The sequence below is a fragment of the Streptomyces sp. NPDC013317 genome (assembly GCF_055563155.1).
The window spans coordinates 173,339-189,602 of the sequence record NZ_JBVHDX010000005.1 but is presented as its reverse complement, the minus strand read 5'-3'; the positions used below and the strand labels follow the sequence as shown (position 1 = coordinate 189,602).

General features: G+C 70.6%; 12 protein-coding genes. 7 read left to right on the top strand and 5 right to left on the bottom strand.

Annotation, left to right across the window (positions count from 1 at the left end; genetic code table 11):
* Position 1: 1 nt before the first annotated feature.
* Together ACZ3IJ_RS16430 and ACZ3IJ_RS16425 are read right to left on the bottom strand one after the other, a co-directional pair.
* The gene (locus tag ACZ3IJ_RS16430) at positions 2-973 is read right to left on the bottom strand and encodes an ABC transporter ATP-binding protein (RefSeq protein ID WP_467469072.1); all 972 of its coding nucleotides are present in this window, start codon (positions 971-973) and stop codon (positions 2-4) included.
* A gap of 37 nt (positions 974-1,010) precedes the next feature.
* Entirely contained in the window at positions 1,011-2,291 is a 1,281-nt protein-coding gene (locus ACZ3IJ_RS16425; protein WP_467468689.1) for an NYN domain-containing protein, read from the bottom strand.
* A 226-nt stretch (positions 2,292-2,517) separates the two neighbouring features.
* Between ACZ3IJ_RS16425 and ACZ3IJ_RS16420 the strand changes: the two genes are divergently transcribed.
* Positions 2,518-2,688, top strand: coding sequence for a hypothetical protein (locus ACZ3IJ_RS16420; protein ID WP_352190524.1), 171 nt, complete (start codon positions 2,518-2,520; stop codon positions 2,686-2,688).
* A 91-nt stretch (positions 2,689-2,779) separates the two neighbouring features.
* Here the strand turns inward: ACZ3IJ_RS16420 and dnaE are convergent, their stop codons facing one another.
* Positions 2,780-6,319 carry a DNA polymerase III subunit alpha gene (gene dnaE, locus ACZ3IJ_RS16415; protein ID WP_467468687.1) on the bottom strand — a complete coding sequence of 1,180 codons (3,540 nt, stop codon included), beginning with the start codon at positions 6,317-6,319 and terminating at the stop codon, positions 2,780-2,782.
* Positions 6,320-6,476: 157 nt separating this feature from the next.
* On the opposite strand from dnaE, the gene ACZ3IJ_RS16410 reads away from it, so the two are divergent.
* From ACZ3IJ_RS16410 to ACZ3IJ_RS16390, 5 genes are all read left to right on the top strand, one after another.
* Positions 6,477-7,826 (top strand): DUF2252 domain-containing protein, encoded by a 1,350-nt coding sequence (locus tag ACZ3IJ_RS16410; RefSeq protein WP_467468685.1) that lies wholly within the window; start codon positions 6,477-6,479, stop codon positions 7,824-7,826.
* An 81-nt stretch (positions 7,827-7,907) separates the two neighbouring features.
* On the top strand, positions 7,908-8,597 hold the full coding sequence (locus ACZ3IJ_RS16405; protein WP_467468683.1) for a hypothetical protein: 690 nt from the start codon (positions 7,908-7,910) through the stop codon (positions 8,595-8,597).
* 60 nt (positions 8,598-8,657) lie between these two features.
* Positions 8,658-9,473, top strand: coding sequence for a thioredoxin domain-containing protein (locus ACZ3IJ_RS16400; protein ID WP_467468681.1), 816 nt, complete (start codon positions 8,658-8,660; stop codon positions 9,471-9,473).
* 222 nt (positions 9,474-9,695) lie between these two features.
* Positions 9,696-11,345: an alkaline phosphatase D family protein gene (locus ACZ3IJ_RS16395; protein ID WP_467468679.1), complete on the top strand. Its 1,650-nt coding sequence runs from the start codon at positions 9,696-9,698 to the stop codon at positions 11,343-11,345.
* Between the two features lie 328 nt (positions 11,346-11,673).
* Positions 11,674-12,639 (top strand): zinc metalloprotease, encoded by a 966-nt coding sequence (locus tag ACZ3IJ_RS16390; RefSeq protein WP_467468677.1) that lies wholly within the window; start codon positions 11,674-11,676, stop codon positions 12,637-12,639.
* 74 nt (positions 12,640-12,713) lie between these two features.
* Here the strand turns inward: ACZ3IJ_RS16390 and ACZ3IJ_RS16385 are convergent, their stop codons facing one another.
* Positions 12,714-13,292: a dienelactone hydrolase family protein gene (locus ACZ3IJ_RS16385; RefSeq protein WP_467468675.1), complete on the bottom strand. Its 579-nt coding sequence runs from the start codon at positions 13,290-13,292 to the stop codon at positions 12,714-12,716.
* A gap of 47 nt (positions 13,293-13,339) precedes the next feature.
* Here ACZ3IJ_RS16385 and ACZ3IJ_RS16380 point away from each other — a divergent pair, with 47 nt between their 5' ends.
* On the top strand, positions 13,340-14,446 hold the full coding sequence (locus ACZ3IJ_RS16380; protein WP_467468673.1) for a mechanosensitive ion channel family protein: 1,107 nt from the start codon (positions 13,340-13,342) through the stop codon (positions 14,444-14,446).
* Between the two features lie 84 nt (positions 14,447-14,530).
* On the opposite strand, the gene ACZ3IJ_RS16375 is transcribed toward ACZ3IJ_RS16380, so the two are convergent.
* A complete protein-coding gene (locus ACZ3IJ_RS16375; RefSeq protein ID WP_467468671.1) occupies positions 14,531-16,117 on the bottom strand; it encodes a Na+/H+ antiporter in 1,587 nt (528 codons plus the stop codon).
* Positions 16,118-16,264 lie beyond the last annotated feature (147 nt).

Genomic DNA, 16,264 nt, shown 5'->3' with positions numbered 1-16,264 from the left:
CTCACGCCTTGACCAGCCCCTGCGTCTCGCCGCCCAGCGCCAGATACACGTCCTCCAGGCTCGGCGTGGCCAGTGTGAAGTCGTCCAGGGCTGCGAACGCCGCCCCGCCCGTCACGGCCGCCACCGTCGCCCGCGCCTCGTCCGGGGCGAGCCGCAGCGTCCAGCGCCGGCCCGACTCCTGGGCGAGTCCGCGCAGCGCGGCGACCTCGGGCACGTCCAGCGGGGCGCGCTCGCGCCACACCAGATCGACCCGGATCTCGCCCGCGACGCGTTCCTTGAGCCCGGCCGGCGTGTCGCAGGCGATGACCCGGCCCCGCTCCAGGACGGCGACCCGGTCCAGTACGGTCTCGGCCTCGATCACGTTGTGGGTGACGAGCAGCACGGTGGTGCCGTGCTCGGCGCGCCGCCGGTCGACGGCGGACCACACGGCCCGCCGGGCGATCGGGTCCATGCCCGTGGTGGGTTCGTCGAGGACCAGGACCGGCCGCTCGCCGACCAGGGCGGTCGCGACGCAGGCGAGCCGCCGCTGTCCGCCCGAGAGCTTCTTCAGCGCGCGGCCGGCGAGCTCGGTGAGGCCCAGCTCCTCCAGGACGGCGTCCGTCGCGGCGCGCGCGTCCCGTGCGGTCAGCCCGCGCAGCCGCCCGGTGGTCTCGGCGGCGAGCGCGACCGTCAGCTCGTCGAGCGCGGTCGACTCCTGTCCGAGGTAGGCGAGCAGGCGCGCGGCGCGTTCCGGGTGGCGTACCAGATCGTGGCCGAGCAGCTCGACCGTTCCGGAGTCGGGGCGCATCAGCCCGGTCAGCTGGCGGACCAGCGTCGACTTCCCGGCGCCGTTCGGCCCGAGCAGACCGAAGATCTCGCCGCCGTGGACATCGAGGCTGATGCCGTCGGTGGCGCGGATCTCGGGGGTCGCGGGCGTCCCCCTGCGGGCGCGCGCGGCGGGGTACGTCTTGACCAGATCCCGCACCACGCACACCGTACTCACGAGGGATGAGCCTACGGGGTCCCCCGGCCTACTCCCCCGCGGGGGCGCGTTCCGCGGCGGCCCGGACGTCGATCTCGCGCCAGAACCCCGCCCGGATCGCGTACCGGTCGTGCTCGTCGATCTGGTCGTCCTTGTGCGCGAGCAGGCCGAACCTGGCCGCGTAGCGGAGCAGTTCGCCGTCGATGCGGTGCGGGATCCGCGGGTACATCACGGAGAGCTTCTGGACGTGGCTCTGCTCGGGAAGCCGCTCCATCCAGCGACGGGCGAACACCTGCCCGACCTCGAAGGGGTCGCCGCCCACGGTGGTGATGTCCTCCTCGCGGTCGGCCCAGCGCTGCTCGGCGCTGGTGAGCTGGGCAAGGGTGGGCAGGGAGGCCGTCTCGGGCGGCTCGCCGAGCGCGCCGCCGGGGCGCTCGATCCAGCCCTTGTCGGAGGACCAGCGGAGCGTGGCGTTGGTGGCCGGCGGGGTGGCCGGGCCGCCGGGCGCGCGCAGTCCGGCGAGGTCCTTGGGCGTGGGGACGCCCCGGCCCGCGGCGGGGGCGGGAACGGCGGACGCCGGTCCGCCCTCGGTGTCCGCGGGTGCGGAGTCGGCGGGGGCCGACGCCCCGTTGTGCACGGAGGCGGCTCCCGCGGCCGCCGCCGCGGCGGCCCGCTCGGCGGAGGCGGCGAGCGCAGACTCGGGCAGCGGGGCGGAGAGGATGGCGGCGATCTCGGGGCGCGGGGCCGGCGGGGGCGCGCAGAGCCCGCTGAGGTCCTTGGCACGGACGGCCCGGGTGATCCAGGCCCGGTCGAGGACGCGGCGTTCGTCGGCCTCGGCGACGAGGTCCTCGGACTGGTTGTAGTCGCCGTCGGCGGCCTGCACCGCCCAGAGGTGGACGGCGACGCCGTGCTCCTTGGCGGACATCAGGCCCGGCAGCAGATCCCCGTCGCCGGTCACCAGGACCACGTCGGAGCAGGCCCGGTTCCTGGCCAGCTCGGTGAGCTCGGCGTGCATCGCGGCGTCGACGCCCTTCTGCGCCCAGCGGCCGTCGCTGCGGGTCAGGGCGCCGAGCCGGACGGTGACCCGGGGCATCACGCGCAGCCTGCGGTGCTCCGGCTGGGGCACGCGGTCGGGTGCGCCGTCGAACCAGTAGATACGGAGCAGGGGCTGTTCGGTGTCCGCCTCGGCCCGTTCGCGCAGTCCCTGGATGAGGGCGGCGTGGTCGACCGTGATCCGGGAGCGGGCCGGTTCCCCGGCGAGAAGGCTCGCGGCGGCGCCCAGCAGATAGCCGGCGTCCACCAGAACGACGCAGCGGTCCACGTGTTCCACCCTCTTTCGGGAACCTCGGGATCGGAAGTTGCTTCGGATTTCCTTCGAGTCTGCCCGAACGTGGGGAGGTAGACCGTCGGAACTGGATCATCGGCGTGGCGAATATCACTCCGCGACCTTCCGGCACTCCACTCACTGTCGGTAATGATCCAAAATGCGACGGTTCACCCCATGTGTGAGTCTGACAGCGGCCCTGGCCCCGAGATCCCCTTGAGGAGGCATCACCATGGCCAAGAATCGAAAGCAGAACCGCAGTCAGCAGTCCTCGCAGGCCGAGCGCGGCGCCCAGCAGGCGCAGCAGTCCTCGATGGAGTCGCAGGCCGAGCAGCGCGCCTCCCAGGTGACTCCCGGCGACATGGCCCGCAAGGGCCGGCAGAAGCGCTTCGGTCACAACTGAACGCGCGTACACCCCGGAAGGGGCGCACCCGTGACGACGGGCGCGCCCCTTCCGCGCGTGTGGCCCCGGCGTCACCGCCGGGTTCCGGGCGTCAGCCGGCCAGACAGGACGGGCCGAGCAGCACCTTCAGGTCGCCGAAGAGTGCGGGGTCGGGCTGGACCCGGTGCCGGTCGAGCCGCAGGACGGTCGTCTTGCGCGGGCCCTGGAGCCTGATCCGTACCTCGGTGTTGCCCTTGTGGTGGCCGAGGATCTCGCCGAGCCGGCTGACCATCGGCGGGGTGACCTTCACGGTGGGGATGGTGAGGATCACGGGCGCGTTGGTCCCGGCGTTCGACAGGTCGGGGACCATCAGCTCCATGGCGACCAGTCGGGGCACGTCCTCGCGCTTGTCGAGACGTCCCTTGACGAAGACGACCGTGTCCTCGACGAGCTGGGTGGACACCAGCTGGTACGTGGCCGGGAAGAACATGCACTCGATGGAGCCGGCCAGGTCCTCGACGGTGGCGATGGCCCAGGCGTTGCCCTGCTTGGTCATCTTGCGCTGGAGGCCGGAGATGATGCCGCCGATGGTGACGACCGCGCCGTCGGAGTGCTCGCCGCCGGTCAGCTGGGAGATCGCCGCGTCCGTCTTGTCCGAGAGGACGTGCTCGATGCCGAAGAGCGGGTGGTCGGAGACGTAGAGGCCGAGCATCTCGCGCTCCTGGGCAAGCAGGTAGGACTTCTCCCACTCGAGGTCGGAGAACTCCACGTCCAGGCCGAAGCCGGGCTCGTCGCTCGCCTCGTCGCCCATGCCGCCGAAGAGGTCGAACTGCCCCTCGGCCTCCTTGCGCTTGACCGCCACCACGTTGTCGATCATCGGCTCGTGGTGGGCGACCAGGCTCTTGCGGGTGTGGCCCATCTCGTCGAAGGCGCCGGCCTTGATCAGCGACTCGATGGTCCGCTTGTTGCAGACGACCGCCTCGACCTTGTCGAGGAAGTCGGGGAACGTGGAGTACTTCCCCTTGGCCTTGCGCGACTTGATGATCGACTCGACGACGTTGGTACCGACGTTACGGACGGCGGAGAGGCCGAAGAGGATCACGTCGTCGCCCTGGGCGGCGAAGTTCGACTCGGACTCGTTGACGTTCGGCGGCAGGACCTTGATGCCCATGCGGCGGCACTCGTTCAGATAGACCGCGGACTTGTCCTTGTCGTCCTTGACCGAGGTCAGCAGACCGGCCATGTACTCGGCCGGGTAGTTGGCCTTGAGGTACGCCGTCCAGTAGGAGACCAGGCCGTACGCGGCGGAGTGAGCCTTGTTGAAGGCGTAGCCGGCGAAGGGGACCAGGACGTCCCACAGGGCCTGGATGGCCTCGTCGCTGTAGCCCTTCTCCCGGGCGCCCTTCTGGAAGAGGACGAAGTTCTTCGCCAGTTCCTCGGGCTTCTTCTTGCCCATCACACGGCGGAGGATGTCGGCCTCGCCGAGGGAGTACCCGGCGATGATCTGGGCGGCCTTCTGCACCTGCTCCTGGTAGACGATCAGGCCGTAGGTGACCGCGAGCACCTCTTCGAGCGGCTTCTCCAGCTCGGGGTGGATCGGGGTGATCTCCTGCTGCTTGTTCTTGCGCAGGGCGTAGTTCGTGTGCGAGTTCATGCCCATCGGGCCCGGCCGGTACAGGGCGGACACGGCGGAGATGTCTTCGAAGTTGTCGGGCTTCATCAGACGCAGCAGCGAGCGCATCGGGCCGCCGTCGAACTGGAAGACACCGAGGGTGTCACCCCGCTGGAGCAGTTCGAAGGTCTTCGGGTCGTCCAGCGGCAGGGCGAGGAGGTCGAGGTCGAGCCCCTTGTTGGCCTTCACCATCTTGACGGCGTCGTCCATGATGGTCAGGTTCCGCAGGCCCAGGAAGTCCATCTTCAGCAGGCCGAGCGACTCGCACTGGGGGTAGTCCCACTGCGTGATGGTCACGCCGTCCGTGTGCCGCACCCAGATCGGGGCGTGGTCGACGATGGGCTCGCTGGACATGATCACGCCGGCCGCGTGCACACCCATCTGCCGGACGAGGCCCTCCACACCCTTGGCGGTGTCGATGACCTTCTTCACGTCGGGCTCGTTCTCGTACATCGCCCGGATCTCGCCAGCCTCGCTGTAGCGCGGGTGCGAGGGGTCGGTGATGCCGTTGAGGTCGATGCCCTTGCCGAGGACGTCGGCGGGCATCGCCTTGGTGAGCCGGTCGCCCATGGCGTACGGGTAGCCGAGGACTCGGGCCGAGTCCTTGATGGCGTTCTTCGCCTTGATCTTGCCGTACGTGCCGATCATGGCGACCTTGTCGGAGCCGTACTTCTCCGTCACGTACCGGATCACCTCGACGCGCCGGCGCTCGTCGAAGTCGATGTCGACATCGGGCATGGAGACGCGCTCGGGGTTGAGGAACCGCTCGAAGATCAGTCCGTGCGGGATCGGGTCGAGGTCGGTGATGCCCATGGCGTACGCGACGATCGAGCCGGCCGCGGAGCCTCGGCCGGGGCCGACGGCGATGCCCTGCTTCTTGGCCCACATGATGAAGTCGGCGACGACGAGGAAGTAGCCGGGGAAGCCCATCGAGATGATGGTGTCCATCTCGTACTCGACCTGCTTCATGCGGTCGTCGGGGATACCGTCCGGGAAGCGGCGGTGCATGCCGCGCATGGTCTCCTCGCGGAACCAGGAGACCTCGGTGTACCCCTCGGGGATGTCGAACTTCGGCATGAGGTTCTTCTCGACGAACATGCCGTCGGTGCTGACCTGCTCGGCGACGAGCAGCGTGTTGCGGCAGCCCTCCTGCCAGGCGTCCGAGGAGTCGACGGCGTACATCTCGTCCGTGGACTTCAGGTAGTAGCCCGTGCCGTCGAACTTGAAGCGGTCCGGGTCGGAGAGGTTCTTGCCGGTCTGGATGCACAGCAGCGCGTCGTGGGCGGTCGCCTCGTGCGCGTACGTGTAGTGCGAGTCGTTGGTGACCAGCGGCGGGATGCCGAGCTTCTTGCCGATCTCCAGGAGCCCGTCGCGGACGCGCCGCTCGATCTCGATGCCGTGGTCCATCAGCTCCAGGAAGTACCGGTCCTTGCCGAAGATGTCCTGGTACTCGGAGGCGGACTTCAGGGCCTCGTCGAACTGGCCGAGGCGCAGCCGGGTCTGCAGCTCGCCGGAGGGGCAGCCGGTGGAGGCGATGAGCCCCTCGGACCACTGGGAGATGGTCTCCTTGTCCATCCGGGGCCACTTCTGGAGCCAGCCCTCGGCGTACGCGTCGGAGGAGAGGCGGAAGAGGTTGTGCAGTCCGGTGCTGTTCGCCGCCCAGATCGTCTTGTGGGTGTAGCCACCCGAACCGGAGACGTCGTCCCGCTTCTGGTGCGGCTGGCCCCACTGGATCTTCCGCTTGTTCCGCCGGGACTCCGGGGCGACGTACGCCTCGATGCCGATGATCGGCGTCACGCCGGCCTTCTTGGCCGAGTGGAAGAAGTCGTACGCCCCGTGGAGGTTGCCGTGGTCGGACATGGCGATATGGGTCATGCCCATCTCGTTGCACGCCTCGAACATGTCCTTGAGCCGCGCGGCACCGTCCAGCAGCGAGTACTGGGTGTGTACGTGAAGGTGCGTGAAGGGCGGCTTGGTCACGACGGCATGCCTCCGATGAAATTCTGGGGGGACAGCGTGGAAGTCTACGTCTCCGGACTGACAGGCCGCGGGCACTCGGCGGTACCGTCGCCCGTTGGACGTCAGGGACGCCCTGTCCCAATTGTCATGAACAGTCTTTCACCAGGAGGCACCCTCGATGTCGGTCCCCCAGCCCACCGCCGCCGCGCGCGGTGAGCAGATCCTCACCGTCTTCGACACCGCCTTCGGAGAGCTCCTCGCGGCCGATCCGGCCGCCTTCCGCGTGAAGTTCCGGAAGATGGCCGGCTCCGCCTTCGCCTTCTACCGCGGCACGGCGTGCCTCTTCTACGCGGACCTGGAGGCGGAGCACGCCGGGCGGGCGGACGGGGGCATGCCCGGCGGGCCGTTTCTGGACGAGCGGACCGGCCGGGTGTGGATCCACGGCGATCTGCACGCGGAGAACTTCGGCACGTACATGGACGCCAACGGCCGGCTGATCTTCAACGTCAACGACTTCGACGAGGCGTACGTCGGCCCCTTCACCTGGGACCTGAAGCGGCTCTCCGCCTCGCTCGCCCTGATCGGCTACACGAAGGCGCTCAGCGACGAGCAGATCACGGACCTGGTCCGGATATACGCCGCCGCCTACCGCGAGCGGATCCACGCCCTGGCCACCGGCGCCAAGGACGACGAGCTGCCGCCCTTCACCCTGGACACCGCCGAGGGCCCCCTCCTGGACGCCCTGCGTGTCGCCCGCTCGCTGACCCGTTTCGGGCTCCTGGACTCGATGACCGAGATCCGCGAGTTCGAGCGCCGCTTCTCCTCCGGCGGCGGCTCGGTCGAGCTGGACGCGGCGACCCGCTACAAGGTCCTGGCGGCCTTCGACGGCTATCTGGAGACCCTGCCGGAGTCCTCGCTCGCGCGCCCCGACTCGTACCGGGTCAAGGACGTCGTGGGGCGGCGCGGGATCGGCATCGGCTCGGCCGGTCTCCCGTCGTACAACATCCTCCTGGAGGGCAACAGCGACGCCCTGGAGAACGACGTCGTGATCTACATGAAGCAGGCGCAGACGCCGGCGGTGTCCCGCCACGTCACGGACGCGGCGGTGCGGGAGTACTTCCAGCACGAGGGCCACCGCACGGTCATCTCCCAGCGGGCCCTGCAGGCGCACGCCGACCCGTGGCTGGGCTGGACGGAGCTGGACGGCTGCGGGCAGCTGGTCGCCGAGGTCTCGCCGTACGCGGTGGACCTGGACTGGTCGGACATCGACGACCCGGCGGAGATCGCGGCGACCGTGGCCGACCTGGGGCGGGCGACGGCGACGATGCACGCGGCGGCCGACGACTCCAGCGGGCACTCCCTGGTGCCGTTCTCCACCGAGCGGGCCATCGACGCGGCGATCGCGGCCGACGAGAACGGCTTCGCGGAGCTGCTGGTCGACTTCGCGCACGGCTACGGGGCACGCGCGCGTGCGGATCACCAGATCTTCGTGGACCTGTTCCGCAACGGCCGGATCCCGGGTCTGTAGGCCGGTCCCCGGCTCGGCGACCCCTCTCACAGCTCGCCCTTAGGGGCCTCTTACGGGCGGGCGTGGCAGACTTCCTCCGCTATGGACATATCAGGGACGCGGCTCAGGGGGCTGCGGGCGGCGCTCTTCACGGCACTGGTCGTGACGCTGTCCGCCGGCTCGCACGTGCTGCTGTCCCAGGTGCCGCTGCCCCTCCTGACCGTGGGGCTGCTCACGGTCGGCGTCTTCGCCGTCGCGTACGCCCTGGCCGGCCGGGAGCGGCGCTTCTGGCCGATCGCCGGGCTGCTCGTCCCGCTGGAGCTGGCGGCCGACACGGTCTTCACCGCCGGTCAGACGGTCTGTTACGGCCCGTCCGGCGGTCCGGTCGCCGGTTCGCTGCGCTCGGTGGGCGTGGACGTGCTGTGCGGCGGCGCCCTCGGCACCCCGCTGCCGGGCGTCGCCGCCCCCGAGGGCGGGACCGCGGCCGCCCTGCTGAGCTCCCCCGCCCCGGCCCTGCCGTGGCTGCTGCTCGCCGCCCATGTGTCGGTCGGCCTGTTCGCGGCGGCCTGGCTTCGGCACGGCGAGCGGGCGCTCGCCCGGCTGCTCTCCGCGGTGGCCGCCTTCGCGTTCCGCCCCCTGATGCTCGTCGTCGCGCTCTTCGGCACCCCGCGAGCGGCCCGTGGGCGCGGCGGGCGCCCCCTGGACCGGCCGCGCCGGTCCCGTCGTACCCGCCTTCTCGTGCACTCCGTCGGACGGCGGGGACCGCCGCGCCCGGGCTTCGTCCTCGCCTGAGCCCTCGCAGTCCCCTCTTCGCCCTTTCCGGGGCTTTCGACTTTCACGGAGATCACGATCATGAGCGCACGCAACAGCCAGTCCAACAAGGCCGCCGCCCGCGAGCGGCTGCGCGTCGAGCGCGAACGCCAGGCCAAGAAGGAGAAGGTCCGCCGCCAGGTGACCGTCGCCGTGTCGGCCGTCGCCGTCCTGGCGGTCGCCGGCGGTGTCGGCTACGCCGTCGTCCAGGCCAACAAGCCGTCCCACTGGGAGGCGGCGGCCGAGGCGTCGAACGTCACCGCGCCCAAGAACACCGAGGGCACGGACGGCACGACGGTCGTCGTCGGCAAGCCGTCCGCGAAGAAGACCCTGGAGATCTACGAGGACTCGCGCTGCCCGGTGTGCGCGCAGTTCGAGCAGCAGGTCGGCTCGACCGTCGACAAGGACGTGGAGGCCGGCAAGTACCGGCTGAAGTACGTCGGCGCCACCTTCATCGACAACGCCGACCAGGGGGAGGGCTCGAAGAACGCCCTCTCGGCGCTGGGCGCGGCGCTGAACGTGAGCCCCGAGGCGTTCATGAAGTACAAGGCGGCGCTCTACTCCACGCAGTTCCACCCGGAGGAGAGCCAGGACAGGTTCGCCAAGGACTCCTACCTCCTGGAGGTCGCGGACTCGGTCCCGGCGCTGAAGGGGAACGCGGAGTTCAAGAAGAACGTGGAGAGCGGCACCTTCGACGCCTGGGCGATGAAGATGTCCGCCGCCTTCGACAAGAGCGGGGTGACCGGCACTCCGACGCTGAAGATGGACGGCAAGGCGCTGACGGTCGCGGGCAGCAAGAACCCGCCGCTGACGGTGGAGGAGTTCAACGCGGCGCTGGCCCCGGCGCTCAAGGGCTGACATCGGGCGACGGCCGGTCCGCACGGCCGACGGTACGGGTCCGCGGGAGTTCGCTCCCGCGGACCCGCCGTTCGTCCGGGGGGTCCCGGGGCATCCGGACCCTCCCGATCCGTCCGGTCGGTCCCGAGGTGTCCGAGGGATCACGACCTCGGGGCGACGAGTGCGCGAACTTTCCGGATTTCGCCTGCCTGTTCGGCATACCGGTCAGTAATCTGACTGCCCGTGACCAGTCGACACATATCCTCCGCGCCCACCCGCCGCACCGTCGTGAAGGCCGCCGCCGTCACGGCCGTCGCCACCCCGGTCCTGGTGGGCGCCGCCTCTCCCGCGCTCGCGGGCTCCGAGGCCCCCGCCTTCCTGCACGGTGTCGCCTCCGGCGACCCGCTGCCCGACGGCGTCCTGCTCTGGACGCGCGTCACCCCCACCTCCGACGCCACTCCCGGCTCCGGCAGAGGCCCCGACGTCACGGTCGGCTGGGAGGTCGCCGAGGACCGGGAGTTCGCCCGGACCGTGGCCCGCGGCACCACGACCGCGACGGCCGCCTCGGACCACACGGTGAAGGTGGACGTCCGGGGCCTGCGCCCCGCGACCGCCCACTGGTTCCGCTTCACGGCGGGCGGCACCGTCTCCCCCGTGGCCCGAACCCGCACCACTCCGGCGACCGACGCCGCCACCCCGGGCGTCCGGTTCGGCGTGGTCTCCTGCGCCAACTGGGAGGCCGGCCACTTCTCCGCGTACCGCCATCTCGCGGCCCGCGCGGACCTGGACGCGATCCTCCATCTCGGCGACTACATCTACGAGTACGCGGCCGGTTCCTACCCGGACGCCGCGTACTCCGTACGGCAGCACGAGCCGAAGCACGAGATCGTCTCGCTCGCCGACTACCGCCTCCGGCACGCCACGTACAAGACGGACCCCGACCTCCGGGCGCTGCACGCGGCCCACCCGGTGATCGCGATCTGGGACGACCACGAGGTGGCCAACGACGCCTGGTCGGGCGGCGCGGAGAACCACACGCCGGGCGCCGAGGGCGAGTGGGCGGCACGGGTCGCCGCCGCGAAGCAGGCGTACTTCGAGTGGATGCCGGTCCGCGCCTCCACCGAGGGCACGGTCTACCGGCGGCTGCGCTTCGGCAAGCTGGCCGATCTGCACCTGCTCGACCTGCGGTCGTTCCGCTCCCAGCAGGCCAAGATCGGCAGCGGCTCGGTCGACGACCCGGAGCGCACGATCACCGGCCGCGCGCAGCTCGACTGGCTGAAGTCGGGGCTCGCGAGCTCGGACGCCACCTGGAAGCTGGTCGGCACCTCGGTGATGATCTCGCCGGTCGCCTTCGGCTCGCTGCCGGCCCAGCTCCTCGGTCCGCTCGCCGAACTCCTCGGCCTGCCGAAGGAGGGGCTCGCGATCAACGTCGACCAGTGGGACGGCTACACGGACGACCGCAAGGAGCTGCTCGCGCACCTGACGCAGCGGTCCGTACGGAACACCGTCTTCCTGACCGGCGACATCCACATGGCCTGGGCCACCGACGTGCCGGTGAAGGCGGCGACCTACCCGCTGTCGCAGTCGGCGGCGACCGAGTTCGTGGTGACCTCGGTGACCTCGGACAACATCGACGACCTGCTCCACGTGGCGCCGGGCACGCTCTCCCTGGTGGCCGCCGGGGCGATCAAGGCCGCCAACCGCCATGTGAAGTGGGTGGACATGGACAACCACGGCTACGGCGTCCTGGACGTCACGGCCGAGCACTCCCAGATGGACTACTACACGGTCTCCGACAAGACGAAGGCGGACGCGACGACCGCGTGGGCGCGCTCGTACCGGACGCGGAACGGAACGCAGCGCGTCGAGCGCGTGTACCAGCCGGTCCGATGAGATGACCGCAGGGTCGATTTTCGGCCATGATCCCTCCTGTTAACGGGAGATCACATCAGCACGGCGGGTGGCGAGTCCGGGGCGATCGAATCCGGACACACCACCCGCCTCTGTCCCCTGACTCGTTACGTCCACGTCTCAAACTTCGGAACCGGCGAAAGTTCTTCTTCCTGATAACCCGGTTTGCCCCACGGATGATTGGGCTTGTTCCATGCTCAACAGCTTCTGACATGGACCCGTAATCTCCCCGCGGTGGCGAGGAATCCCCTCTCCACGAACCCCCCGCGAGGAGTCACCTGTGCGTGCTCTTGTTCGTATATCGCCGCGTATGTCACGTCGTCTGCTCGGCACCGCGGTCATGGCCGGAACCCTGGCCCTGGCCCCGCTCTCCGCCCCGGCGGCCGCCCCGGCCACCACCACCTCCGCCGCCGGCGTCTCCGCCGAGGAGTGCGAGGACGGCACGGAGGCCCTCTCCGGCGCCCGCAAGTCCCGTGGCGCCGACAGCCACGGCCACGAGCCCAACGAGCTCTCCGCCGCCCAGGCCAAGGCCATGGACGCGGACCTGAAGAAGAGACTGGAGTCGGTCCGCGCGAGCGGCATGAACGCCACCGCCGCCGTGGTGAACATCCCGGTCTACTTCCACGTCATCCACAGCGGCACCACCGGCAAGCTGAGCGCCACCGCGATCAACAACCAGATGGCCGTGCTCAACGCGGCCTACGGCGGCCAGGGCACCGGCAACGTGAACACCAACTTCCAGTTCACGCTCGCCTCGACGGACTACACGGACAACGCCACCTGGTACAACCTGTCGTCCGGCTCCACGGCCGAGAAGCAGATGAAGCAGACGCTGCGCAAGGGCGGCGCCGGCGCGCTGAACTTCTACACCGCCAAGCTCGGCGGCGGTCTGCTCGGCTGGGCGACCTTCCCGTCCTCGTACAACTCCAACCCGTCCATGGACGGTGTGGTCGTCCTCGACTCCTCGCTGCCGGGCGGCTCCGCGGCCAACTACAACGAGGGCGACACCGCCACCCACGAGGTCGGCCACTGGCTGGGGCTCTACCACACGTTCCAGGGCGGCTGCAGTGGCAGCGGCGACTCGGTGAGCGACACCCCGGCCGAGAAGAGCCCGGCCTACGAGTGCCCGACCGGGCGTGACAGCTGCGCCAACAAGACCGGTGTGGACCCGATCCACAACTTCATGGACTACACGTACGATGCGTGCATGTACCAGTTCACCGCGGGCCAGGTCACGCGGATGGGCAGCATGTGGACCGCGTACCGCGCGGGCTGACACACCTCAGGACGTGAAGGGTGCGGCGGGAGAGCCCCCGCCGCACCCTTCCCGTATGTCCGGAAGCCCGGGTCCTACAGGCCCTCGATGAACGCCAGCGCGACCGCCCAGGTCCGCTCGGCCGCCGCCTCGTCCCAGTCCGGCAGGTCCGGGTCGGTGAACAGGTGCCCGGCGCCCGGGTAGCGGTAGACCTCCACGTCCGCGCCCGCCTTCCCCATCCGCAGGTACCAGGACGTCAGCCAGTCGTGCGACTCGAAGGGGTCCGGGTCGGCGATGTGCAGCTGTACGGGAAGGTCGTCGACGGCCGCGCTCTCGGCGATGTCCGAGGTGCCGTGGAGCAGCAGCAGACCACGCGCCTTCTCGTCCCCCAGAGCCAGGGTCTGCGCCACCGAGGCGCCGAAGGAGAAGCCGGCGTAGACGAGACCGCGGTCCGAGTAGGGCGCGGCGGCGAGGACGGCGCGCCGCAGCAGCTCGTCCTTGCCGATCGACTTCTGGAGCTCCATCCCCTCCTCGACCGTCTCCGCGGTTTGGCCCCCGAAGAGGTCGGGCACCCGAACCTGATGCCCGGCGGACCGCAGCCGCTCGGCCGCGGACTCCACCGCCGGACGCAAGCCGTAGGTCGAGTGGAAAAGCATGATGTCCATGCGGTCCATCCTGCCAGCCGGGCCCACCGAGCCGGAGACACGGAGGTCTCGATCACATGGACACCGCGCTGCGCCCGCTCCTCGTCGTCGGAGGGGCGCTCCTGCTCACGGCGCTCGTCGGCTGGGCCGTCGACGTGCTGCTGCGACGGGCCGACGCCCATCACCGCGAGACCCCGCTCTGGGGGCTGCTGCGCCGCTGCCGGCCACCGCTCCAGGCGGTCCTGCTCGCCTCGCTCCTGCGCGGCAGCTACCGCCAGACGAAGTGGAGCGTGGTCGAGGAACACGCGGCGGGCATCGGCCAGATCCTCTCCCTGATCCTCATCGGCTCCGGCGCGTGGCTGGTCATCCACATCGCCTCGGCCGTGGTCGAGGCCACCTTCGCCCGGTACGCCTCCGCCACCCGCGACCCCGCCCGGGTCCGCCGGGTGCGCACCCAGGTCACGCTCATCACCCGCATCGTGACGGCGGTCGTCGCCGTGGTCGCCGTGGCAGCGGCGCTGCTGACCTTCCCCGCTCTCAGCACCGTCGGGACCTCGATGCTGGCCTCCGCCGGCATCATCGGCATCGTCGCGGGCGTCGCCGCCCAGTCCACCCTCGGCAACCTCTTCGCCGGCTTCCAGATCGCCTTCGGCGACATGGTGCGGATCGGCGACACCGTGGTCGTGGACGGCGAGTGGGGCGTGGTCGAGGAGGTCACGCTGACGTTCCTCGCGGTACGGACCTGGGACGAGCGCCGGATCACCATGCCGGTCTCGTACTTCACCGGCAAGCCCTTCGAGAACTGGTCGCGCGGCGGGGCGCAGATGACAGGAGCGGTCCTGCTCCATCTCGACCACTCCGCGCCCCTCGACGCGATGCGCCTGAGGACCGAGGAGATCCTGGCGCAGTGCCGGGCCTGGGACGGCCGGGACTGGAGCCTGGCGGTCACCGACACCACGCCCAGCACGATCCAGGTACGGGTGGTGGTCACCGCCAAGGACGCGGACGACCTCTGGACGGTGCGGTGCACCGTACGAGAGGGCCTCGTGGCCTGGCTGGCGGAGAAGCAGCCGCACGCCCTGCCGCGGATCGCGACTTCGTCCGCGGTGCCGTCGCCGCGTGTGGCGGACCATCCGGCCGTGTACACCAACGGCGGCGAGCCCACCCGGACCGGCCGCGGTTGAGAGCGGGAGAGCGGGGAGCACGAGAGCTGAGGGCGGAGGTCGGGAGCGGCCGGGGTTTCGGTACCGTGGCGCGGTCGGTCCGGGTCAGCGCATGCTGCGGACGTCCAGCTGGCGCAGCACCCGGTCCACCACCTCGGGATCGGCGCCCGGCTCGCTGCGCGCCGCGAGCACCTCGTGCCGGGCGGCCGACATCATCTCCCGCTGGATCCGCTGGACGGCCTTGAGGCGCCCGGCGCGCTCGACGAAGGCGGCCCGCCGTTCCTCGTCCACCATCTCCGGGCTGATCCGCGCCCCGATGTCGAACGCCCCGCGCTGGAGCCGCTCCTGGACCTCCTCCGGCAGCTCCTCCAGCTCCTCGATCTGCTTCAGCCGACGCCGGGCCGCCTTGGCCGCGCGCAGTGCCAGCTCGCGTTCCAGGGCCCGTTCGGCGTCCGTGTCGGCCTGCACGCCAAGCCGCCTGACCAGCCAGGGCAGGGTGAGCCCCTGGAGCAGGAGCGTGACCATGATCACACAGAAGGCGATGAAGATGATCTGGTCCCGCGCGGGGAACGGCGAGCCTTCCTCCGTACGGAACGGAATGGCGAGCGCGAGCGCCACGGACGCCACTCCGCGCATTCCGGCCCACCACATGACGACGGTCTCCCGCCAGCTGACGGGGATCTGCTCGGCGTAGTCGCGCCGGGTGTGCAGCCGCTTGGCCAGCCAGGTGGCGGGCAGCAGCCACAGCAGCCGTACGCCGATCACGACACCGGCCACGACCGCGCCCCAGCCGAGCATCTCGCCGAGCCGGTTGTCGGCCGTACCGAAGACGTTGTGGAGCTCCAGGCCGATGAGCCCGAAGGCGATGCCGGTGACGAGGGTGTCGACGATCTCCCAGAAGGTCTGTCCGGCGAGCCGGCCCATCACGTCGTCGGCGTCGAGCGCGTTCTCCGCGAGGTAGAGGGCGACGACCAGCACGGCGAGGACGCCGGAGCCGCGCAGCTCCTCGGCGAGGACGTAGGCGACGAACGGGACGAGGAGGGTGAGCCCGGTCTGCAGGGTGGCCTCGCCGAGGATCCCCATGAGCTTGTTGCTGAGCCAGCCGAGGACGAGCCCGACGGCGACGGCCACCACGGCGGAGAGGACCAGTTCCAGGCCCGCGCCCTCCCAGCTGAAGCTGCCGCCGACGACCGCCGAGATCGCCACGTGGTACAGGACGATCGCGGTGACGTCGTTGAACAGCCCCTCCCCCTCCAGGATCGAGATCAGCCGCCGCGGCAGCCCGAGCGACCCGGCGACGGCGGTCGCGGCGACCGGGTCGGGCGGGGCGACGAGGGCGCCGAGCGCGACGGCGGCGGCGAGGGGCAGCCCGGGGACGAGCGCGTTCGCGGTGGCGGCGACGGCGGCCGTGGTGACGAAGACCAGGGCGACGGCCAGCAGGAAGATGGGCCGCCGGTTGGCCGCGAACTGCCGCCAGGAGGTGCGCTGGACCGAGGCGTAGAGCAGCGGTGGCAGGACGAGCGGAAGGATGTACTCGGGCGGGATGTCGACGTTCGGTACGAAGGGCAGGAACGCGAACACGACTCCGACGACGGTCATGAGCACCGGGGCGGGCAGTCCGAGCCGGTCCCCGAGCGGCACCGTGAGCACGGCGCCGAGCAACAGCACGAACAGCAGGGCCAATTGGTCCACGGGGGCGCCCTTCCGGCCTGGCGGCGGGCAGGCACGGTCGATGATCGGACCTCAACCCTGCCACGCCGGGGGACGAATCACCCCGGACCACCACATGTGCCCCTGCGCCCCGTCATCGGTCCGGTCCGGCCGGACCGGACCGCGAGG

What these genes read in the sequence shown, in the direction of transcription:
- ACZ3IJ_RS16420 (WP_352190524.1), top strand. Translation starts at nt 2,518, where the DNA reads ATGGCCAAGAATCGAAAGCAGAACCGCAGTCAGCAGTCCTCGCAGGCC.
- ACZ3IJ_RS16410 (WP_467468685.1), top strand. Translation starts at nt 6,477, where the DNA reads ATGTCGGTCCCCCAGCCCACCGCCGCCGCGCGCGGTGAGCAGATCCTC.
- ACZ3IJ_RS16405 (WP_467468683.1), top strand. Translation starts at nt 7,908, where the DNA reads ATGGACATATCAGGGACGCGGCTCAGGGGGCTGCGGGCGGCGCTCTTC.
- ACZ3IJ_RS16400 (WP_467468681.1), top strand. Translation starts at nt 8,658, where the DNA reads ATGAGCGCACGCAACAGCCAGTCCAACAAGGCCGCCGCCCGCGAGCGG.
- ACZ3IJ_RS16390 (WP_467468677.1), top strand. Translation starts at nt 11,674, where the DNA reads ATGTCACGTCGTCTGCTCGGCACCGCGGTCATGGCCGGAACCCTGGCC.
- ACZ3IJ_RS16385 (WP_467468675.1), bottom strand. Translation starts at nt 13,292, where the DNA reads ATGGACCGCATGGACATCATGCTTTTCCACTCGACCTACGGCTTGCGT.
- ACZ3IJ_RS16380 (WP_467468673.1), top strand. Translation starts at nt 13,340, where the DNA reads ATGGACACCGCGCTGCGCCCGCTCCTCGTCGTCGGAGGGGCGCTCCTG.